The sequence below is a fragment of the Burkholderia cepacia complex sp. TUM26381 genome (assembly GCF_057439935.1).
In genome coordinates this window covers 766,595-789,261 of the sequence record NZ_CM172006.1, presented here as the reverse complement: position 1 = coordinate 789,261, position 22,667 = coordinate 766,595, and the positions used below count along the sequence as shown (strand labels likewise).

Annotated in this window: 16 protein-coding genes; 8 read left to right on the top strand and 8 right to left on the bottom strand. The window is 60.5% G+C overall.

What is annotated here, in order from left to right; genetic code table 11:
* From ACWMMN_RS03715 to ACWMMN_RS03705, 3 genes are read right to left on the bottom strand one after another with little or no spacing between them, the layout of a single operon-like run.
* Nucleotides 1-1,533 (bottom strand): LTA synthase family protein, encoded by a 1,533-nt coding sequence (locus ACWMMN_RS03715; protein WP_059235952.1) that lies wholly within the window; start codon nt 1,531-1,533, stop codon nt 1-3.
* Nucleotides 1,530-2,321, bottom strand: a complete 792-nt coding sequence (locus ACWMMN_RS03710) for an SDR family NAD(P)-dependent oxidoreductase (RefSeq protein ID WP_174993233.1) — start codon at nt 2,319-2,321, stop codon at nt 1,530-1,532. Before ACWMMN_RS03710 ends, ACWMMN_RS03715 begins: the two co-directional genes overlap by 4 nt.
* Complete coding sequence (locus ACWMMN_RS03705; RefSeq protein WP_486422984.1) at nt 2,314-3,519, bottom strand: capsule biosynthesis protein; 1,206 nt, start codon at nt 3,517-3,519, stop codon at nt 2,314-2,316. The genes ACWMMN_RS03710 and ACWMMN_RS03705 overlap by 8 nt, the downstream gene beginning before the upstream one ends.
* A gap of 446 nt (nt 3,520-3,965) precedes the next feature.
* Between ACWMMN_RS03705 and ACWMMN_RS03700 the strand changes: the two genes are divergently transcribed.
* The 3 genes from ACWMMN_RS03700 to ACWMMN_RS03690 all read left to right on the top strand — a co-directional run bounded on the left by ACWMMN_RS03700 (nt 3,966) and on the right by ACWMMN_RS03690 (nt 7,230).
* A complete protein-coding gene (locus tag ACWMMN_RS03700) occupies nt 3,966-5,117 on the top strand; it encodes a KpsE/RkpR family capsule polysaccharide export protein (RefSeq protein ID WP_059235957.1) in 1,152 nt (383 codons plus the stop codon).
* 145 nt (nt 5,118-5,262) lie between these two features.
* Nucleotides 5,263-5,922 (top strand): ABC transporter ATP-binding protein, encoded by a 660-nt coding sequence (locus ACWMMN_RS03695; protein ID WP_059235959.1) that lies wholly within the window; start codon nt 5,263-5,265, stop codon nt 5,920-5,922.
* 168 nt (nt 5,923-6,090) lie between these two features.
* Entirely contained in the window at nt 6,091-7,230 is a 1,140-nt protein-coding gene (locus ACWMMN_RS03690) for a glycosyltransferase family 4 protein (RefSeq protein WP_486422983.1), read from the top strand.
* Here ACWMMN_RS03690 and ACWMMN_RS03685 read toward each other — a convergent pair.
* The 3 genes from ACWMMN_RS03685 to ACWMMN_RS03675 all read right to left on the bottom strand — a co-directional run bounded on the left by ACWMMN_RS03685 (nt 7,216) and on the right by ACWMMN_RS03675 (nt 10,862).
* Nucleotides 7,216-8,358: a glycosyltransferase family 4 protein gene (locus tag ACWMMN_RS03685; protein ID WP_059236894.1), complete on the bottom strand. Its 1,143-nt coding sequence runs from the start codon at nt 8,356-8,358 to the stop codon at nt 7,216-7,218. The two genes, ACWMMN_RS03690 and ACWMMN_RS03685, sit on opposite strands and share 15 nt — an antisense overlap.
* Nucleotides 8,359-8,479: 121 nt before the next feature.
* Nucleotides 8,480-9,529: a GDP-mannose 4,6-dehydratase gene (gene gmd / locus ACWMMN_RS03680; protein ID WP_059235963.1), complete on the bottom strand. Its 1,050-nt coding sequence runs from the start codon at nt 9,527-9,529 to the stop codon at nt 8,480-8,482.
* A 154-nt stretch (nt 9,530-9,683) separates the two neighbouring features.
* Nucleotides 9,684-10,862, bottom strand: coding sequence for a polysaccharide biosynthesis/export family protein (locus ACWMMN_RS03675; protein WP_059235964.1), 1,179 nt, complete (start codon nt 10,860-10,862; stop codon nt 9,684-9,686).
* 175 nt (nt 10,863-11,037) lie between these two features.
* Between ACWMMN_RS03675 and ACWMMN_RS03670 the strand changes: the two genes are divergently transcribed.
* From ACWMMN_RS03670 to ACWMMN_RS03660, 3 genes are all read left to right on the top strand, one after another.
* The gene (locus ACWMMN_RS03670; RefSeq protein ID WP_342703661.1) at nt 11,038-12,189 is read left to right on the top strand and encodes a glycosyltransferase family 4 protein; all 1,152 of its coding nucleotides are present in this window, start codon (nt 11,038-11,040) and stop codon (nt 12,187-12,189) included.
* Nucleotides 12,189-14,237, top strand: coding sequence for a capsular polysaccharide biosynthesis protein (locus ACWMMN_RS03665; protein WP_486422982.1), 2,049 nt, complete (start codon nt 12,189-12,191; stop codon nt 14,235-14,237). The genes ACWMMN_RS03670 and ACWMMN_RS03665 overlap by 1 nt, the downstream gene beginning before the upstream one ends.
* 76 nt (nt 14,238-14,313) lie before the next feature.
* Nucleotides 14,314-15,744, top strand: a complete 1,431-nt coding sequence (locus ACWMMN_RS03660; RefSeq protein ID WP_174993227.1) for a mannose-1-phosphate guanylyltransferase/mannose-6-phosphate isomerase — start codon at nt 14,314-14,316, stop codon at nt 15,742-15,744.
* A gap of 132 nt (nt 15,745-15,876) precedes the next feature.
* On the opposite strand, the gene ACWMMN_RS03655 is transcribed toward ACWMMN_RS03660, so the two are convergent.
* Complete coding sequence (locus ACWMMN_RS03655) at nt 15,877-16,782, bottom strand: NAD-dependent epimerase/dehydratase family protein (protein WP_081051875.1); 906 nt, start codon at nt 16,780-16,782, stop codon at nt 15,877-15,879.
* A gap of 62 nt (nt 16,783-16,844) precedes the next feature.
* Nucleotides 16,845-19,826, bottom strand: coding sequence for a glycosyltransferase (locus tag ACWMMN_RS03650; protein ID WP_486422981.1), 2,982 nt, complete (start codon nt 19,824-19,826; stop codon nt 16,845-16,847).
* 1,317 nt (nt 19,827-21,143) lie between these two features.
* Between ACWMMN_RS03650 and ACWMMN_RS03645 the strand changes: the two genes are divergently transcribed.
* Together ACWMMN_RS03645 and ACWMMN_RS03640 are read left to right on the top strand one after the other, a co-directional pair.
* The gene (locus ACWMMN_RS03645; protein WP_486422980.1) at nt 21,144-21,779 is read left to right on the top strand and encodes a hypothetical protein; all 636 of its coding nucleotides are present in this window, start codon (nt 21,144-21,146) and stop codon (nt 21,777-21,779) included.
* Nucleotides 21,776-22,576, top strand: a complete 801-nt coding sequence (locus ACWMMN_RS03640) for an ABC transporter permease (protein ID WP_059235975.1) — start codon at nt 21,776-21,778, stop codon at nt 22,574-22,576. The genes ACWMMN_RS03645 and ACWMMN_RS03640 overlap by 4 nt, the downstream gene beginning before the upstream one ends.
* The last annotated feature ends 91 nt before the right edge of the window (nt 22,577-22,667 follow it).

Below are 22,667 nucleotides of genomic sequence, written 5' to 3'. Positions count from 1 at the left end.
TTATGTCGCTTTCTCGGATGCGCACGGCCCTTCCGCGCGATGTCCGTCCTCTTGTACCACGCGCAGCAGGACCGCCCCCAACTCCTCGGCCGCCAAATCCCGGCAATTCGCGCTAACTGAGCCGTAATTTCGCCAAATGAAGTAGTCGCTGCGTTGTGGCGTCACGCCCAGCTTATGAAAAACACGAGGCAGAGCGGGAACGTGATCGCCGTAGAAACAAACGATCGTTTCACGATTGCTGGTGCGCAGGTAATCGATCAGGCGCCCGATCATTGCGTCTGCATTTTCGACGTGCCGCAGATAGGCGGTCAGATCGCGCCAGGATGCATCCTCGCCGAGAGTATGCCGCGAAGAGGATTCTCCAGGCAAAACCTGCTCCAGATGCAGCGGCCCGTGGTTTTCCATGGTCATCGCAAAGACGAAGCGCGGGCGGCCGCCGCCCGCCGCGTCGAGTTCCGCGATGATCGACTCGGACACTGCCGCGTCCGCCACGTACGGGCCGGCGCGGGACGCCGATGCAAAGTGGCGGATGTCGAGAAAGCGCGTAAAGCCGAGCAACGGAAATACCCGGTTCCGCCCGAAGAAATCGGCGTAATAGGGATGAATCGCGACTGTATCGTAGCCGCAACGGTTGAACCAGGATGCCAGCGAAGCGATTTTATTCCTTACAAATGCGTAAGGATAGAAACGCGCATACCCGAGCGAAAAGGATTCCGTGCCGGTCAGCACCGCGAATTCCGTTCGCATGGTGTTGGCTCCCCACGCAGGCACCGTCATCTCGCCATGCCAGACGGCCTCGCGACGCGCTTCGTCGAAACGCCTGAAAAGACCCGGCTCGACCGCGTCTCCGAGCCGGCGTGCATCGAAGAACGATTCGCTCTGGATCACGATCACGTCGGGGCGTTGCGTCGGCTTGCCCGTGGTGAACGGCCCCGCTGCCATGACCTCGCGGAACCGCCGGAACGTCGCAGGGCGCAAGCCGTTGAGCAGATAGGCGACGAATACGGCAAAAAAACCGTGACGACGCTGGTCGGCCTCGGGATCGAGTGTCAGCGGCACACGGGCGGCCACGAGCACGGCCAGCATGAACGCCAACCCCGCCGTGAACCAGACCAGCACGCGCGAGCCTGCAAGCACGGGACGCTCGACGACGAAGCCCGCGATCACGAGCACGATGCCGGCACCGATCGCGACGACCTTGCCGACGCTCAGGAACGGCAGGTAAAGACGGGGATGCGAAAACAACTGGCTGAACAGGCTCAGATCGGTAAATACGAACGGCTCGCGCAACGACTCATACTTCGCATTGCTGACTGCGGCGACTAAACCGACGAGCGCAAGCGACGCGCAGGCCGAAAACAGCGGCCGCGACGTGATGGCGAACACCAGGTCGAGCACGAAGAGTACGGCCAGAATATGAAGCACTGACGACAGCGGCGGCCGCCGCAGCGGCGCGCGCGGGATCGCGATCGCGTCGACCGCAAACGACAGCGCGACGGCGGCCGTCAGCGTCACGGCGAGACGCGCGCTCAATTGGCCCGGTCCTTCGACGGCAGATAGGACAGGCGGTCGAGGATCGCGTCGGCGAGCGCGGCGGGCAGCAGCGGCAGGAGGCGCATGCCGAACGCAAGCAATCCGGGGAACGCGATCTCGCTTCGGCCCGCATCGAGCCGTCGGCGAATGTACGCGGCCGAACGATCGGCACTCCAGAGGAACGGCTTGTCGCCGGGGAATACGTCGCTCATCGCCGTCTTCACGAAGCCGGGCAGGATGACCGTGACGCCCACGCCGTCGCGCGCCAGCAGCGGGCGCACGGAATCGCCGTAGGCCTTGATTGCGGCCTTGCTTGCGCAATAGGCCGGCGAGATCGCCATGCCGCGCAGCGCGGCGATCGAACTGACCATCGCGATTCGCCCGCGCCTGCGCTCGCGCATCCGGTCGATGACCGGCAGGACCGTATGCAATGCACCGTAGAGATTCGTATCGATGACGCGAGCCGTGCGCTCCAGGCCTTCCCAGTCGCTCGTATCGGCGATCGTGCTGGCCACGCCGGCGTTCGCGATCAGGAGGTCGATCGGGTGACGGCTGTCGAAATCGGTCAGCCAGGCGGCAATCGACGCGGCATCGCGCACGTCGACCGCGCCCGTGTCGACCGTGGCGCCGCGCGCCCGGCAGGCCGCCGCCGTCTTCTCGACCTCGGCGAGATTGCGGCCGACGATGCCGAGCGTCGTGCCCGGCTGCGCATAGGCAAGCGCAAGCGCACGACCGAGACCGGCACTCGCGCCGGTGATGACGATGTTTCGCGGCCGCTGATCAGGCATCCGCGCGATCCAGGCGCTCGACCGCCCCCGCGACCGCCATCTCGATGCCGGTTCGGGTGTAGAAATCGCCGTTGATTTGCGTGTGATGCATCACGTAGTCCAGGAAGGCGTGATAAAGGTGCATGTCGGGCAGATCGCCGCCGTGCCAGAAATCGTCCAGTTTTCCCTGCCAGGTCAAGCCGGGCATATTATAAATGGCGGTCCCGAGCACCACTAGCGGGCGCTCGTGGTGCAAAGCCGACAGGCCGACCGTGCTGTTCACCACGACCACGCCACGCGCATGCTCGAGCAGCGTCGGCAAGTGGCCCGAGTTGATGAAGCGGACCCGATCTCCAATACCGGCCTCGCGCGCGATCGACATCGCGAAGCGCTGGTATTCGATCATCCCCGTGTCGAGCGGATGGTTCTTGATCAGCAGGGTTGCATCGCGCGGCGCGTGCCGGGCGAACGAGCGCACCACGTGGTCGATCGCATCGCGTACCCCGTCGAAGGGCGAATGCACGACGATCTGCGCATCGGAGTTGAGCTGCAGCGGGAACAGATAGTACGGCCGCCGGTTCGCCAGCAGTTCGCGCGTGACGGCTTCGGCCTCTCGCCGATGCTTGCCTTGCAGCAGCGCGCGAACCGCGAGGCCCGTGTACTCGAACACGCCGTTCTTCGGCCGGTGGCTGCGATACAGCGGAAAACGCCACATCAGCAGCGCATTGGCGACCCGGTACGTGATGTCATGAAACACCCGCTCATACAGGTTGTAACCGGTCGGCACGCCGGGTTCCGCCGCCGGGATGACGTCGCGCAGCCTCATGTATTCCCGCGGATCCACCGGCATTCGCGAGCGACCGTTCACACCGTGGCTTTCAAGCGTGATCCAGTGCGGACGGACGTAGCCCTCCTCGAACACGTGCACGCGCAGACCGAACTGCTCGGAAATCGGGTGCATGTGCCGATGGACCGCGCGACAGTCACCGAACATCAAGACATCCGTAATGCCTTTGGCGCGCACGAGGTCCGAATACCAATTCGACAGGTGCGCAAATTTCCCGGAATAGTTGGTCACCTTCCCGGTTCTACCGTAAAACCAGTCGCCACCGCAAAAATTGACACGATGAACGTCGTGGCCACGTGATGCGAGTGCTTCTGAAAGACGACTGAAAAACACTGAAGCCGTGCCTTGCAGCACTAGAAATGAGCGAGGCATGGATATCGGGAAGGGGAGCGAAAATTTCTCTGGAAACTGCCAGACAGGCTTTATTCTTCTGACGAGCCCCCATCGACATCGGCAAGAGCCAAACTCCGCTGGCGGCTGGGCGCAATTTTATGCCGAAAGAACGACAGAATGAAGACAAAATTCATAAAGTCGTCCGCATGTGCCCTGCCGGCACCGGCCGCCGCCCCGATCATAGCCGAATGGCGCACAGCTAGCCTATAATCAGGCGCCTTGAGCAGACGCAGGTCGACGCACCCTCTACCCGATCGAGGCGGAGCAGCCGATATAGATGTCCGGCGCGGACCCGGCAGCCCGGGCACTTCGCCCGCACCGGCTGCCGGTCCTACGGCCCCGCTTATCCGAATTCGGCTCCCGGGCTGACGCATGTTGACGTCATGCTCGCCAGCCACTTTGCACTCTGTATTGACGGAAAAAAGTTGGAAAACGTAACCACCAGCGACGTGACAACCCCGACCGAAGAGAAACCCGGTCTCGTTCAGCGGCTCAAGCGGGTCAATCGCCTGCTCGCGGCAACCGTTATTATTCCCACGGCAATTGCCACGCTGTATTTTGGCGTCATTGCATCGGACGTCTACGTGTCCGAATCGCGCTTCGTGGTAAAAAGCCCACAAAAGCAGACCCAGAGCAGCATCGTCGGCGCATTCCTGCAAGGCACCGGACTCTCGCGCTCCGCGGACGACACGTTCTCCGTCCTCGACTACATGGCGTCGCGAGATGCGCTTCGCGAACTGAACGCCAACAATTATATTTTCGACGCCTATACGAAGCACGGCGATTTTGTCAGCCGGTTTCACACGTGGCCGGACAGCAGCTTTGAAGAGCTGTGGAAATATTACGACAAGCACGTTGTCACGGCGACACTGGATTCCGAATCCGGCATTACGAAGCTGCAGGTTCGTGCATATACCGCGGAAGACTCTCAGCGAATCAACGAACGTCTGCTGGAAATGGGCGAGCGCCTGATCAACCAGATGAATCAGCGCGCCGCGGCAGATACGGTCCAGTTCGCACAACGTGAAGTCGATGCAGCGGCCGCGAAAGCGAAAGACGCGGCAGCAGCGCTGGCCGAATACCGAAAGTCATATACGGTGTTCGACCCGGACAAGCAATCCGCGCTGCAGTTGCAACAGGTTACGACGCTTCAGGCGCAGCTCTTTGCCTCGCAGACGCAACTCGCCCAGATTCAGTCGATCGCGCCGCAAAACCCGCAGATTTCCGTCCTGAAAACGAATATCGCCAATCTGCAGAAACAGATCGAGGAAGCGACAACGGGCGTTACCGGCGGCAAGAACTCGCTTTCGGCCAAGGCCGCGACCTACGCTCGCATGCAGCTCGACGCGCAGTTCGCCGACAAGCAACTCGCGTCGACAATGACCGCCCTGGAAAACGCACGGGCCGAAGCTCAGCGAAAGCAGCTTTATCTGGAACGCCTGATCCAGCCGAATACCCCCGACATTGCAGTCGAACCCAAGCGTCTGAAGTCGATTTTCGAAGTATTTGCGCTGGGCATGATCGCGTGGGGCGTTCTGTCGCTTTTGCTGGCGGGCCTGCGCGAGCACCACAACTGAGCCGCGACTCATCCGGCATCTCCACGCCGTATCGGTCGTGGAATCGATGCCCGGGATCGGACTGCAAACATGCCGGAGCTGGCGCCGTGCTGGCCCGACTCCGGCTCAATCGCCCCAGTAACGCACGCTCAATAGTTGAATTCGGATGATCGAACTCAAGAACATCGCCAAAGACTACTACACGCGACAGGGCCGACGCAGGGTCCTCGAAAAGATCGACCTGCGCGTCAACAGGGGCGAGAAAATCGGCATTCTCGGACGGAACGGCGCCGGCAAGTCGACACTCATCAGGCTCATCAGCGGCGCGGAACTCCCGAGCGCCGGCATGGTTCATCGCAGCATGAGCGTGTCGTGGCCGCTCGCATTCGGCGGTGCGTTCCAGGGCAGCCTCACCGGGATGGACAACCTGCGGTTCATCTGCCGCATCTACGGCGTCAACGTCAAAGACGCCGAACCGTTCGTACAAGAGTTCTCGGAACTGGGCTATTACCTGCGAGAGCCGGTCAAGAGCTATTCGGCAGGTATGCGTGCGCGCCTCGCATTCGCATTGTCGATGGCGATCGAATTTGACTGCTTCCTCATCGACGAAATCATTGCGGTCGGCGACAGCCGGTTTCACGCCAAGTGCCACCACGAATTGTTTGAGCGACGTGCGGATCGGGCCCTCATCATCGTCAGCCACGATGCCGCGTACATCCGCGAACATTGCACCCGGGCAGCCGTGCTGGTGCAAGGCCGGTTGCGCATGTTTGACGAGATCGAAGAGGCCTACGCGTTCTACCAGGAAAACAGCGCCATCAACTGACGCGCCGCCCATTCCACCCGACCGATGCCTCTGACAAGGTTCAATCGCGCCGCGCTCGCTCACTGCGCCGCAACGCACTGGCATGCCCCGCTGACCCGATACGCACGTCACGCAGCCGACCGGCTGCGCACCAGCACGCAATCAGCGCCAGCGTCGCGGGAACGCCAGTTGCTCGTCGACGTGTCGATCATTGCGCAACATGATGCAGGCACCGGCATTCAGCGGGTGGTGCGCTCGCTCGCCCTGCAATTGATCGCGTCTCCCCCGCCCGGCTTCGTGGTTCGACTGGTGCGCGCCAATCGGCGCGACCGCTATCGCTATGCCGACATCTACGCGGCCAAACTGGCGGGCACCCCGCCTCCGGCAAGCGACGCACCGGTTCATGCGAATCCCGGGGACGTGTTCCTCGGTCTCGACTTGACGAGCCGCATCGCCCCGAAGCGACAGCGTGATTTCCTTCAATGGAAACAGCAAGGCGTCCTGCTGGCATTCGTCGTCTACGACCTGCTGCCGATACAGCACCCGGAGTGGTTCACGCCGCGCTCGGCCCGATCATTCAAGCAATGGCTGTCGACCATCGCAATCCACGCGGACGCGCTGTACTGCATCTCGAGATCGGTTGCCGTCGAGGCACAGGCCTTCCTCGATACGTACTTCGGCATCGCCGAGCACGAGGTACCGGCAGGCTGGTTCCATCTCGGCGCCGACTTCCAGCCGCACCCCGCCAACGCGACCGGTACGATGCCACGCAAGCCGCGCATGACCGGGCGCGGACACACGGTGTTGATGGTCGGAACGATCGAGCCGCGCAAGGGACACCGGCAGGTGCTGGACGCGTTCGAAGCGCTTTGGAACGACGGCGTCGATGCAACGCTCGTGATCGTCGGTAACGCAGGATGGGCGGTACAGGAGCTGACGATGCGCCTCGACGGCCATGCAGAGCGCGGAAAACGCCTGAACTGGCTGCAGGACATCGACGACGCGGCGCTGGCGGACTTGTACGCTCGCGCGGACGGGCTGCTGTTCGCATCCGAAGGGGAAGGTTTCGGTCTGCCAATCGTTGAAGCCGCGCAACACGGTCTGCCGCTGCTGCTGCGCGACCTACCCGTTTTCCGCGAAGTGGCCGGCGAACATGCCACCTACTTCTCGGCCAGCGACGGCATCGGGCTGGCGACGTCGCTACACACCTGGCTGCGCGCAATCGACGACGACATCGCACCGGACAGTCGCGCGATCCGCCCCATCACCTGGCAGGAAAGTGCGGCACAGATAAAGACGCTGCTTTCAGACCTGTCAGAGTCGCGCTGACTGCTCGAACCGCTCGTAGACAGCCAGCATGCGGCGCGCGCAACGCGCCCACGTCGCGTCGCGAGCGAGTTCCAAGCCACGGGCCCTCGCGGCATCTCGCCAACCATCGTCGCTCAGCACACGCTCGATGCCATGTCGCAATGCATCGTGATCGTCAGGTTCAACCAGCCAGCCAGCATCACCCGCCACCTCCGGCAGCGACGAGACATTGGAAGTCAGCGTCGGAACGCCACTCGCCAGCGCCTCGAGCACGGGCAAGCCAAAGCCTTCGTACTTTGACGGCATGAAGAACGCGCGGGCGCCGGCATAAAGGGCCGGCAATACGGCTTCCGGCACGAATCCGAGGTAGCGCAGCCATTGCTCGCTCTCCCCTTTCCTGATCTTGGCGTGAAGATCGTCGTTCAACCATCCATTGCTGCCGACCAATACGAGCGGGTATCGGGTGCGCAGGGCAACAGGGAGCTCCGCGTATGCGTCGATCAGGCGATCAATACGCTTGCGTGGCTCGAGCGTCGATACACTCAGTCCGTAGCCACCCGCGGACAGTTGATAGGCGGCGAGCGGCGCAGCAAGTTCGTCGTTCGTATGCGGCCGGAACTCCGCAGGCACGCCAAGCGGGACGGCAGTGATATTGTCGATTGGCCAGCCGAAGAAATCGGCGACCTCGCGGCGAGTAAATTCGGAATCGGTAACAAGGTGCGCGGCGCGCGCGAGCGTCGACGCAAAGCCTCGCTCGAAATGACGCAATCGCTCGACCGGATGGGTCTCCGGATACTTGAATACCGACAGATCATGCACCGTGACGATACCGGTCGCACATTCGTCGGGCAGAAAATAATTGGGCGAATGGAATAGATGGTCACGCCACCTCCGGTCTCCGCTCCATCGCTGGAAAGCCTTGACCGGCGGCAACGATCGCGCCCATTTTGGCAAACGGCTGCGAGTCGGCGCGACCGGCTGGCCGTCAAGCAATCCAGCCACGTCGTCGACCCATGCCCCCGCGAAGTAGAAACGAATCGCGTCGAGACCGCCTTCCGGTGAAGCGAAATGCTTGGCCAATTCCCACGTGTAACGGCCAATCCCCGTGAGCGGAGGCCGGATCGAATCCACAGCAAGAATTACCTTCACATGCCTCCCGAACGCCATCCACTAAAAGCAAAACGGGCCTGATGCGATGACATCATGGCCCGTGCGATACCCCATTGCGATACGTTTGCGATACCCCGAAGGGCACCGGCAAACGTCGCGATCAGAACGAGAAGCCAGCCTCGTTACGACGCAGATCAGCCTCGACCATCATCTGGCACAGCTCTTCCAGGGTCGTTTTCGGCTCCCAGCCCAGATCCTTGCGCGCCTTCTCGGGATTACCGATCAACAGATCGACCTCGGCCGGCCGATGGAACTTCGGATTGATCGCCACGATCGTCTTGTTCGTCGCCATGTCGATGCCCACTTCCGACGCGTCCTTGCCTTCCCATGCCAGCTCGAAGCCCGCTGCGCGCGCCGCCATCGAGACGAAGTCCCGCACGGTTTCGGTGCGATTGGTGGCCAGGACGTAAGTGTCGGGCTTGTCAGCCTGCAGCATCCGCCACATGCCGTCGACGTATTCCTTCGCGTAGCCCCAGTCGCGCTTGGCGTCGAGGTTACCGAGTTCGAGAACGTCCAGCTTGCCGAGACGCAGCTTCGCCATACTGTCGGTGATCTTGCGCGTCACGAATTCACGGCCGCGCAACGGCGATTCATGGTTGAACAGAATGCCGCTGCAACCGAAGATGTTGTAGCTCTCGCGATAGTTGACGGTGATCCAGTGGCCATACAGCTTCGCGACACCGTAAGGACTGCGCGGATAGAACGGCGTATCTTCGACCTGCGGGATCGCCTGGACCTTGCCGAACATCTCCGACGTGCTGGCCTGGTAAAAGCGCACTTCCGGATTGACGATGCGGATCGCTTCAAGAAGATTCAGCGGGCCGATACCCGTGATTTCAGCCGTCGTGATGGGCTGTTCAAACGATACGCCAACGAAGCTTTGCGCGGCGAGGTTGTACACCTCGGTCGCACCGGTGGTCTGCAACAGGCGAATGCTGGCACCCAGGTCCGTCAGATCGTATTCGACGAGATGCAGGTTCTCGTGATCCTCGATCCCGAGTTCGGCAATTCGCCAGAAGTTGACCGAACTCGTCCGGCGGTAAGTCCCATATACCACGTAGCCCTTTTCCAGAAGGGATTGCGCGAGATAGGCCCCGTCCTGACCGGTAATGCCGGTAATAATCGCCTTTTTCACAAACTCAGACTCCATGATGAAATGTTATGCACCGATATTGCGAACTACCGATCGACGCTGCGACCCGAAGTTCAGCGGAACGCCGGCCTGACGATACATAGCATGGCTAAAGCAATGCGCGACATCCGCTGCCATGACTCACCGTGTAATAGTACGCAGCCTTGATTGCTTACCTGAATGCCTGAACGCCACTGACAACCGGGAAGGCCACGGAGAACACCAGGTTCAACACCTTCTGCAGCTCTGCGATCGGTGCATTCGACACGTACAGCATGTCCTTGTTGTCCATCACGAAGCTTTGCGCCACGAACATCGCGCTCGGATCATGCAAATCCAGCCGGTAAATAACCGGCACCTTGCCGTCCGCAGTCGTCCGTACCGGCTGATTCGGCCACGACAACGCCTTGGCGTCCTCCAGGCGGAAAATAAACACGCCCTGCGCATCCGAGCGCGCATCGTCGAGCCCGCCTGCGCGCGCAAGCGCCTGCGCCAGCGAGATCCCCTGCGCCTCGAAATTGACTTCCTGATTCTTCCCCGTCGCACCCAGTGCCGTGAAACTGTACGGCTGGTACAGGGCGGTCACGACATCGCCCGCACGCAGCGGGACATTCTGGCGCGGATTGCGAATCACGTTCTGCATCGGCATGGACGCCACAACGTCGCCTCGCGTGACCTGCAACGTAATCTTGTCGATCGATTGCTTGACGCCGCCCGCGCTCGCGAGCGCATCGAGCAGGCGCTCTCCGCGCGCCGACAGTTGCATCCTGCTGCTCGTGTTCACATCCCCGACAACCGTTACATACGACGTCACGTTCTGGGAAAGCTTGACCAGCACCTGAGGGTCATGGGCGATGTTCTTGAGTCGAGCCGAAATATCACGCCCGAGCTGTGTCGGCGTGCGGCCCTGCGCCTTGACGGCGCCGACGAACGGCACATTGATCGTGCCGTCGCCGTCGATCGTCTGATCCGGCAGCACCGTCACGCGCGCGTTGGTCGGCCCGGACTTGCTGTCGACCTGCGCGGCGCCGAACAAGGTCGCGGGCGGCGCCTCCCAGATCGAGACTTCGATCGTATCGCCCACGCCGAGCTGCTGCCTGAAATTCGTGTCAGCGCCAAGCGTCGAGACAAAATCGCCCTGACCTCGCTCGGAGAACAGCTTGCGCGCAACGGCATCGGTCAGGTCGACGACCTGAATGCCGGCGGTGCCCGCCTCGGACTGCCCGGACCCGCTACCGGCGCGCTCGACCTGAAAACGGCTCGGCCCCGAGGAAGGAATCGTGGAACAACCGGAAAGTACGCCGCTCAACAAGAGTGCGGACCAAGTAACACAACGGAGCAATCGCGACATTTGTTACGAGCAAGCAAAATTCCAAAGTCGTGAATTGTCTCACGTTGCGAGATACAATAAACTTCTTTTTTACTCGTCGCAAACGAACCTGTCGCCCGCGGACGACAGAGGCGCGGTAGAAAATGCAGCTTTTTGTACAAACCGGCGCCCATTAACATCAATCGACGACATTCGCGTGACAACCATACTCCTTGACGTCACACGCCTTGTCACGCGACTCCAGGAAGGCACGCTCCCTACGGGCGTCGACAGAGTAGGCCTCGCCTATATACAGAGATATGGCACGCAAGCACGCGCCGTATTGAGCGAACGCGGCTATTCAGCGGTTTTGTCGGAAAGCCATTCGCAGCTGTTGTTCTCCCGTTTGTCGACTTCAACGCGAAAACCCTGGGCCACGCGATCGCTCATTGCACGCGCACTCGCCACGGCGATGCAGCCGCAACGGTTCGAGCACGCGATCCTGCTGCATACGAGCCACAGCGGCATGGAATTTCCCCGGTACTACCGGGCGATGACGAAACGCAACGCGCGCCCGGTTTTCATGGTGCACGATCTGATTCCACTGACGCACGCCGAGTATTGCCGACCCGGCATAGCCGATATCCATCGGACACGGATTCATACCGCGCTGCGACTCGCCAAAGGCCTGATCGCCAATTCGCATGACACACGACACGCGCTCGAGGACGAGGCGCAGCGCGCCGGCCTGGCGCTGCCCCCATGCGTCGTCGCCCATCTCGCACCGGGCGTATCGGCCTATCCGTCTCGCCCCGCACCGATCGGCACACCTTACTTTGTCATGCTCGGCACGATCGAACCACGCAAGAACCACTGGTTCCTTCTGCATGTCTGGCGCGAGCTCGTTGAAAAATACGGTGACGCAGCGCCGAAGCTTGTCATCATAGGTCGGCGCGGCTGGGAATGCGAAAACGTGATCGACATGCTCGAACGCTGCGAAAGCATTCGAAACGTCGTTATCGAAGAGGCGAACTGCACCGACGATCAGCTCCACGCATGGCTGCAACATGCGCGGGCACTGCTATTTCCGTCATTTGCGGAAGGCTACGGCATGCCGCTCGTCGAAGCGCTGTCGTCACAGATCCCCGTCATTGCCAGCAATCTGGGCGTCTTCCACGAAATCGCCGGCGACGTGCCCGACTACCTGGACCCGCTGGACGGCCCAGGCTGGATCGCCCGCATCATGGCCTATACGGAGGCCAACAGCGTCGAGCGCTCGGAGCAGTTGCAACGCGTCAAACGATTTCGACAGCCGACGTGGGATGCGCATTTCAGCGAGGTCGACAGATTCATCGCGGCACTGGACTAATGCACCGCCTCAATCAGACATCGCTGCCGTCCCCGACGGCCAGCGACCCTCGCTATCTCAGGCAAGGCAGACGCCTGATCGGATGGCTGTCCGGCCGGACTCGATACCTGTGGCCCCGCGACACCGTCGGGGCATGGTGCGCCAGGATCGCACGCGCGACCGGCGCGACCGGATGGCAAGCCTGGCCTGGACCGCTTCCCGCGCGCGATGCGCGCTACGCGCCACCCCTTTCATGGTTCTGCCTGCCGCTGACAGCCACGGGTTGCGACCCGGTCGCAACCGCAATGAACCAATGGTTCGGGTCCGGCGCCACCGATTTCGACGCCGCCGAAGCGGATCGCCTGATGCGTCGCATGCTGACAAGCGATGCCTTGCACCTCCGCCAGCGTGCAGCGACGCTTCCACCGGCACTCGCCAAGGGCGGACCCGCGCAGCGCATCTTGCTGATCGACGAGCGCGAAAAAAGCATGGCCGGCCCCCGCGAACGATCGACGGTGCGCGTCGATGCATTTCGCTCGATGGTGGACGCCGCCCGCCGCGCACACCCGGACGCCGAACTCTGGCTCGGACCGACATCCGATGCAGGGCAAGGCCGATGGCTGTCGCATGCGTCCCGGGCAATCTCGAGCGACCTCCCGCGGCTGCCCCTCTCCTACTCGCTCACCGCGGCACTCGAACACTTCGATCGCGTCTACGTCGTCAGCGCCTCGGAAGGCTTCGGCGCGCTGCTGGCTGGCGTGCCGCTCCACGTGTTCGGGCGCCCGTACTACGCCGGCTGGGGATTGACCGACGATAACGTGACGTTCGCGTCCCGCACTGCCCGCCCGACGCTTCCGCTGCTGTTCCATGCCGCGTTTCTGCGTTTCTCGCGCTATCTCGACACGCTACCCGGCCAAACCGGCACACTCGACAGCGCACTCGACGCGATTGAGTTGCAGCACGACGTACGCGCACGCTTCGCCGACCTGAATGATGTTTGCGGATTGCGCTTCCAATGGTGGAAACGCAGACTGGCAACGCCTTATCTGACCGCCGGCGGCGGTACGTTACGCTGGAGCAAATCGCCGGAACGGCTGCGTGCCGGCGAAAGCGCCGCACTGTGGGGCGCTCGCTCGGCTGACGGCATTCCCGGCGACGTGAAACGGCATCGAATCGAAGACGGGTTCATTCATTCGGCCGGGCTCGGGTCGGACATGACCCCGCCTTACAGCCAGGTCATCGATCACTCCGGCCTGTATTTCGATCCGAGCGTGCCGAGCGACCTCACGCAGATTCTCAACGAAAGCCCGTTCGGCAATACCGAACTCGCGCGCGCAGCCGCGCTTCGCGAAACGATTGTTCGCCTCGGAATCACCAAGTACAACCTTGGCCGGCGCCGTCCCGAGTGGCAAGCACCGCGCGACCGGCGCGTGATCCTCGTGCCTGGACAAGTCGCCGACGACGCGTCGATACGGCTGGGCACTCGCGCCATCAATACCGCAGAAGGCTTGCTCGCGGAAGTCCGGGCGCAGCGTCCCGATGCGTTCATCGTCTACAAGCCGCACCCGGACGTGCTGTCCGGCAACCGGGTCGGCGCGATCGACATCGACGGGCATGCGGATGTAATCGACGTCACGTCGGACATCGTGTCGCTGATCGAGCAGGCGGACGAAGTGCATACGCTCTCGTCGCTGTCAGGCTTCGACGCTTTGCTGCGCAATAAGGCTGTATTTACGTATGGCCTGCCGTTTTACGCCGGTTGGGGCCTGACAAACGACGCGATCAGCCCGCAACCGTGGCGCAAGCGCTCACTAACGCTCGACATGCTGGTCGCGGGAACATTATTACGATATCCGATATATTGGCACTGGCAGACAAAGCTTTATACTACGCCCGAAGCCGTCGCCTTACAGTTGGCACCGCTCATAGAGAGGCCTCTTATATCGGCCGGGAAAAATCGCCAGCGCACGGCATTGAAAATATTCAGATGGTGCTACAACGCATTTAGCCACATTCACTGGCGGCTCGTTCGCACGACCCAGTCACGAACCGGATATCACGACCCTTAACGCATTCATAGTGACACGCTGCTGCCAACGTTTGAGTGTCATAAAATTTTTTACATAACCACCTCCGAGATTTTCGATGACCATTTTTCCCGTTATTCTTTGCGGCGGCAGCGGCACGCGGCTCTGGCCCATGTCGCGCGGCGGTTACCCGAAGCAATACCTGAAGCTCACCGGTGAGCAGACGCTGCTTCAGCAGACTGCCGTTCGACTGCAGCATCTTCCCAATACCGAACGCCCGATCATCCTGACAAACAGCGAACAGCGCTTTCTTGTCGCGGAGCAACTCCGTCAATGCGGCGTGGCGCCGTCGTCGATCGTCCTCGAGCCGATCGGCCGCAATACTGCTCCCGCCATTGCGGTCGCAGCACATATGGCGGTCAGGAAAAATCCGGATGCGCTGCTGCTCGTATTGCCGTCGGATCACGCGATCCTGAATGAACCCGCCTTTATCAAGGCGGCCCAGCATGCCGCATCGATCGCGAAGGACAATCATCTGGTGACCTTCGGCATCACGCCGGAAAGTCCGCATACCGGTTTTGGCTATATCCGCCGCGGCTCCGCCCTGGTCGACGGCAAGCCGATCTATTCGGTCGACGCGTTCGTTGAAAAACCCGACACTCAAACGGCCGAAATTTTCCTGAAGTCTGGGGATTACTACTGGAACAGCGGCATGTTCATGCTGAAGGCCTCGACGTATCTGGACGAGATCACGCGCTACGCGCCTGAAATCGCCACGCAGACGGCACTGGCCCTCGAACAGGCGCAACATGACAACGATTTCGTCCGCCTCGATGCACAGGCCTTCGCACTGAGCCCGAGCGATTCGATCGACTATGCCGTCATGGAGAAAACCGATCGCGCGGCCGTGATCGCAACGACGGATCTGGGCTGGAATGACATCGGCACCTGGGGCGCGCTGGCCGACCTTGCCGAAAAGAACGACGACGACAACACCCTGATCGGCGACGTATTCTCCGACGCGACAAAGAATTCGTATATTCGCGCCGAACACCGGATGGTCGCCGCGATCGGTCTCGAGAATATTGTCGTCGTCGAAACGGCAGACGCCGTGCTCGTCGCACATCGCGATCGAGTGCAGGACGTGAAGAAGGTGGTCGAGCAACTCAACGCGTCCGGCCGTCAAGAATCGGTCACGCATCGACGCGTCGTCCGTCCCTGGGGATCCTATGAAGGCATCGATCAGGGCGACCGCTTCCAGGTAAAGCGCATTGTCGTGAATCCCGGCGCACAATTGAGCCTGCAGATGCACCATCATCGGGCAGAGCACTGGATCGTCGTGAAGGGCACCGCGCTCGTCACCAATGCGGATCGGGAAATCATGCTGACCGAAAATCAGTCGACCTATATCCCGCTCGGCGCCACGCATCGTCTTCAGAATCCCGGCAAGATTCCGCTCGAATTGATCGAGGTCCAGTCCGGCCCGTACCTCGGCGAGGACGACATCGTCCGGTTCGAAGACACCTACGGCCGCGTCCCGCAAAAGTAATCCCGCGATTACACCGCGAGAAAATAAAACGGCGCATCATGAGATGCGCCGTTTTCATTTACCGCCACCCTTCGCACGACATCGACTTGCCACGAATGAATGGCAGCCCGCCCTGCAGCGAGCGAAGCCGCGTTACTGCGTGCCCGCCAACCGGTTCCGGGCATCCGACAACATCTCGCCGATCACCTTCTCCAGATCATTGGTATTGTCCCGGGCAGGCAAAATGGAGTTGATCTTGGCAGGATCGCCCAGCAATCGCATCACCTCGTTCTTGCGCATGAATTCCGGCGCCGACACGACCTCGATCTCGTGACCGGAGATCCGGGTCATGATTGCAAGCAGATCCCTGACCGATTTGCCGGCGCCCGCGCAAACATTCAGGACCTCCCCGAAGGAAGCGGACTTATCCAGCACATCGGCAACCATGCTGCAGCACACATCGACATCGATATAGTCGCGCACCGGGTCGAGATTGCCCAACCGGATCGACGGCGCCTTCCTCGCGAAATGACTGACGAGCTTCGGCACGATAAAGTCCGCATTCTGGCCCGTCCCCACGACATTGAACGGCCGCAGGATCGTGATGTCGTGCTTGTCGCGATAATTCATGACGAGGCATTCGGCGGCATGCTTGCTGATGCCGTAGTGACTCACGGGTTTCGGCGTCAACAGTTCCGTCAGGACTTCGGTGTTCTGATTTCCATAAACGCCCGCCGTGCTGGAAAACATGATGCGTCGCCGCCCACCGAGGCTGTCGATGGCCTTCAGTACGTGCTCCGTGCCCAGGACGTTCGTTTCGTAGTATTGCATCGTCGTACCGCTCGTCACGGACGACAACGCTGCAAGATGGATCAGCACGTCCGGATTGACCGTTCGAACAACGGAAGCCACTTGCTCGTAGTCGTGGAGACTACACTGCAACGCGTTGTCCGACGTACCCGTTGTCGTACCGAAAACCCGATGCCCCTGGCGGGTCAGATGCGCCGCCAAATGCGTCCCGATGAAACCCGTGATGCCAGTGATGAGTATCGTTGCCATTTCGTCGTGAATTCATAGTGGAGGCCGCCCCAGGCGGGCGGCCTCGAATACAGCCTCGGTACTTATCTCTTCGCGCCGCGTTCGAGATGAGCACGACGGAGCGATTCCAGCAGCATCTCGGTCGATTCACGCCACGTCCTGGACTTCCAGCCGTGACGAATTCGGTCTTCCCACGCTGCGACCTCTTCGTGATGCGTCGAGTAATGCAGGATGCGCTCCGCCCAGCGATAGGTATCGAGCGGGTTGATGTATTCGACCAGATCCCGCCCTGTTTCACGCAGCGGATCGCAGTCGGACGTCAGGCAGAATTTCCCGTAACTCAGGCTCTCCGGCAACGTCAGACTCCATCCCTCGTAGAAGGACGGAAGCAGCGTAAAGAGGCAATGTCGATAAAGCACATTCAGTTCGGCATCGGTCGGGCGGAGCAGCAAAATCTTGCCCTTGATGCGCTCATCCTCCGAGAAGACCTTCAGGAAGTCATCCGAGTTCCAACCCTTTCCGCCGATGAACAGCATCTGGGGCAATTCCGCCTCGTGCCCTTGCTCCAGTAGCGTGACATACGCTTTATAGAGCATTTCCTGATTCTTTCTCGGTTGCAGTGTTCCAACCGTAATGATGAACCGGGATGCGACACCGAGTCTCTGCAGCACCGCCGCGTCGGCGGATGCGCTCGCACGCGTCGACACGACATCCGACTCGGAAATGTCCGATCCGAATTCGACGTAATCGCTGGGAGGCGTCGGCCACCCATGCGCCTTCTGGAACGAGATGCCGTCGCGTCGTGCCGTCTGCCCGCCGTACACGAGATGATCGAAGTTTTCCGACGAGTACTTGATGAAGGGCTCGTATGCGTCCGCGGTTTCCTTCATGTGATGGTGCGGAATCAGCATCGGCGTGAAATCGTAGATGAGCTGGGAAACCGTCACGTTCTTCTTCTGACGCGCCAGCTGCACCGCCTGATGGGATCGCGCCATTTCGTGGGACGGATTCCAGTCGATCGCCGCGAAAAACACGATCGCGTTGTCCGGGAATTCTCGCAGCACGCCCGGATGATCGGGGCCGGCGCCATGCGCGAACGGATGACGACAACCGGTTCCGTCGGCTTCATGCTCCTTGTAGAACTCGTGGAAGTGCCGGTAAGACGTCGCCAGGTCATCGCTATTGAACAGCCACGAAAGATTGTCCGACGAGATCTCGAACATCAAGCCGTTGTGGCAGGCAAAGAAATGCGTATTGGGCGCCAGCTCGTGCAAATACCGTGCGTAGGTAAGTTCGGCCCGGATAATGCCCTGCACGCCGCCATGCCAATACAGATACGTCGTGGTCAGATCCATCCAGATCGACGGCTCCGCATGCGCAGCCGGATGATTCGCCCGGTAGTTCGCAATCTTGCTGCGGATCATGCCGGCCGTATCGAGCCACGTCGTCTTGGTCCACTCCTTCGCAATCCGCGACTCGCGCTGCAGCAGTGCCTGCGCGTCGTTCGCATAGAACACGATCTTTTCCGCCCAGGTCGCGACGTCCCAGGCCGGAACGAATTCGACCAGGTCACGCCCCACTTCGCGCAGCGGAGGGTTATCGCTCGCAATGCAGAACTTGCCCTGATCGAGGCTCTCGGGCAGCGTCAGACTCCAGCCTTCGTACAGGCTGGGCAACAGCGTGAAAAGACAATTGCGATACAGCGCCGCCAGCTGCTCGTCGGTCGGGGACAACCGGATGATCACCCCCTTGAGACGCGGATCGCGATTGAGCGCATCCAGCAGATCCTCCGACCACCAGGGCTTGCCGCAGATCACCAGTTGCGGAACCTTGCGCGGGTCCTTTTCGAGCGCCATCAGGTACGCCCGATAAATCGTGTCGTGATTCTTGCGTGGCTCGATCGAGCCCACGGTAATCAGGTACGGCCCGGTAATACCGATGTCGCGCAGGATGGTCCGGTCGTCCTGGGTGCCTTTCGCACGCGCAATGTCCGACCCGAGCTTGAGGAAGTCGCTATGCGGAACGCGCCAGCCGCGCTCCTTGAAAATTTCCGTCGCATCGCGCTGGGCAGTCTGTCCGCCGTAGAGGATGAAGTCGACGTTTTCCGCCACCCACTCGAGATACTGCGCAAACTGGTCACGCGTCTGCTTGTCGTACAGATGGCTCGTTCCCTTGCGCAACAGGATGACGTCGTAGACGAGATACGACAGATACACGCCCGGACACTCGTTCTTGAGCCGCGAGAAATAAGCTTCCTTCTGGCTCGTGATCCAGCCGCACGAGAAGATCGCATCGCCTGCGATATACGGATGAAAGAACGGTGCGTTGTCGGGTGCGACGAGATTCAGGACCTCCGCCAGGCACGGACTGCCGGACGTGTCGCTTTGCTCGCTCGAGATCTGGGCGCCGACCGTACGAATATAGGTTTCCGCAACGTTGTCGGCATCGAACAGCCACCGCATCTGCTCTTGCGGAATTTCAATAAAGCCGCCGCCTCGCTGCATGGAAAAGCGAATGCCCGGATGCACCTTTTTCAACCCGTGCGCGACCTCGAGCTCCGCACGGATGATACCCACCACGCCGCCGCGCCACTCCATCGTCGCGGTCAGGTCCATCCATACCGCCGGCTCATCGCGCGGCGCCACGACCGGAACCGGAATCACCGGCTTGGGCTCGACGCGCGCGACAGCAATCTCGTGCGCCGGCATGGCCGGCGCCTCGAGGTGTGCATCCGTGACGGGAACCGGAGGCGCGACCGCCTCGGAAAGCGACGGCGATGCATTCGAAGAAAAAAGCTTGCTCAGGAATTTGAACGGCGCAAAGGAGGTGCGCTGATACGTGGCCACCACATCGTCCATTCCATCGACACGAACGCTCTTCTGCTGACCTTCCGCCGACAAATACAATTCAGCGAGAATACGTTCCTTCGGCACACCTGACTTCAAACGTTCCAGATAATGAGCCCGGCCGCTTTCGTCGGGCTCACGACGCAGCAACGAAAGATAGGCGTTACGAACAAAATCTTCACCATCGGCCCGCAGCAGGCCTGCGACATTCATATTCATCAAGAGTTCACCAAATTCGAAGCGACACCACTGGAATTAGCAACAAACCGAAATTGAGCACGACCCATTACCCTCTAATTCGATCTCATTTATATGGCGCGCTCCACAACACGAAATCAATAAATTCAAAACAGGTGACTCTCTTGTCAGTCCCAAAACGCCGCCCGTCCTGCGCCTTTTCTTTCACCGCCCGCCCGTTTCAAGGAGTTGCGCGCCTCGCGCGCAGTCGCCGCATCCACCGCCCGGCTCGTCAACGAGGGCCGTCGGCATACCCCCGCGCGGCACCAAACGATGCGGCCGCAGCCAGCCTCACTGCCGGATGCAGGAAGCGAAACCGGGAAAATTCGTTGCCGTCACGGACACGTACAACGGTCCCGACCAGCGGCGACCGGCAATTATAAGTCACGCACTCGGCGTCGAATACCATACAAGCGAAATTTACTTGAAAACCGAACCATCCACGCAACAAATTCCACAAATTTCCGCATGAATACAAAATTACGTCACGAGGAATCGAGACGCTTTGAAATGCCCTGAAAGCGCGCCGACACCGACAGCGATACCGCGAATCTACCGAGCCATCTATTGCGCCGCCGCGGGCGTCCAGATCGAATTCACCCGAAGCCGAATGGTCACATTGTCAAGAACAACCAAGACGGCACCCGGCACCGACAACGACGCGACCCCGAGGCATCCGGTATCCGCCCTTTTTGATTCGGCACGCACCAGGCGCCACTTCATCGCCGGCGTCCTCCGTAGAAACCGCTTCACCGACGCCACCCGGATCGCAACGCAAGCGTTTGCGCCGAACTCACATCGCAACGGAACGCTTGCAAAACGTCTTTCCGACTCGCCATTTAATTCGAATCACCGAAGCGCGTTACGACTGGACCAGGTCGTTCGAATCGCAAGCTTGAGTGACGGCCGTCGAATCGTTCGCCGGATGCGAAGTCGCCCCGAATTTGGCAAGCCCCACCCCCACTCACCCGATGTGCAACATCCGTTCCGGCGAGATCAGTAAAGCGGCGCCTTACCGACATTCCTCGCCATGAAAATAAAAATGATCTGAAAAACATCAAATCACCATTAATGGACGATCGACACAACGCCACTCACCATCGCGATTACCATACAAAAATCGACGCCTTTCAATTTAAATGCATTTGCGCGCGACAGCAAAATAAAAAGCCCTCTTGGCAGCCGTCCATGTCGCCCAGTCCAACCGGTGAAACGCGGCTCGCACGATCTGCTTTCGGGCGGGCGCGGTGTCATGAAAATGACCCACGAAGATGCATGCAGCCTTCCCGCAATACTCACATGGACTTCCTGCTGCTCAACGATTGCGATCAAGACGCGGGGCCAGACGAAAATCCATCGTCCGGCGCTTACGTACCGGACACCGGCAACGACGATAAGAGCCCTGCCAGCAGCGCGACGGCAAATACCGGGCGCAACAAAACGACTTGGCCAGACCGGCACCCCGGCGGCACGCAACGGACGGCGCACGACACTCGCAGCTGCGCCCCCTGCCCACGCATCTCGACAGCCTACGCCCTGCGCCAATCGGGGCAACGTGTTCGCGACACACGAATGCACCGAATGGTGAGACCGTCGTTCGCATCCCGATCGCTGGCCAGTTCAAACGCATTCCATACGTGCATGCAGTGTTGCGTTCCATATATACTCTCGACCGGATTCTTCCGTCGGGACGACGCTAAATCGGGTTCCGGGCACCGCAAGGGCAATGGGGTCACCTGCCACGGCCAGCAGAGCAGCAGGCCCGATATCGCCCCGGCATCGCTTCCGATTTTGAAAGAAGGCGTCGACGTGCTCGAGGACAGGGTGGAAAGCAAGAAGTACCGCATCACCGATTGCCCGCCTCACAGAGGCAATCCTTCAATCGAACGGTTGCCCCGCTTCGCCGGCACTCTCGAAACCTTTACGCTTACATGATTGAATCTCAGCACAATACGCCGCTGGTCCGATCGATCAGCATTCAGCTACGCGTCATCAGCGCGTTGCTGATGCGTGAAATATTGACGCGCTATGGCCGCCACAACGTAGGCTTCCTGTGGATTTTCCTGGAGCCGATGACATTTACAGTCGGTGTCACGACGCTGTGGAACCTGGTCAAAGCCGAACACGTCGCATCCATTTCGATTACCGCGTTCGCATTGACCGGCTATTCCGCCGTTCTGGTCTGGCGAAACTGCACCACCCGCTGTGCACTGGCGATCCTGCCGAACCAGAGCTTGCTCTATCACCGCAACGTCCGCGTTGTCGATTTTTTCTGGGCACGCATCCTGCTCGAAATCTCCGGCGCCACGATGTCGTGCATTATTCTGAGCGTCATCTATATCATCGTCGGCTGGATGGAGCCTCCGAAGGATATCTCGCTCGTATTGGCCGGATGGTTATATCTTTCCGTTTTCGGGGCAGCATTGGCACTGACGATTGGCTCGCTGACCGAGCGGAGTGAAATGGTCGAGCGGCTCTGGCATACGATCGCCTATCTGGTCTTTCCGCTTTCCGGCTCGGCCTTTATGGTCGAATGGCTCCCCGAGGCGTGGCGAAAATATGCACTTCTCGTGCCCATGGTCAATGGCACCGAAATGCTGCGCGCCGGGTTTTTCGGATCCGTCGTCAAGACGCATTACGATGTTACGTACATGGTATTCGTCGACGCGACGCTTCTGTTCGTCGGCTTGTTTTTCACGCGCGAGGCAGGAAAAAGAGTCCAGCCCGATTAAGCTATCGGTAATCTCTACGCGTTGCCGGGGCGAGGCGCCATCAAGCAAAACATTTCCCGCCCCCGGCACCCGCAAGCGGGGCTGCAGCTTC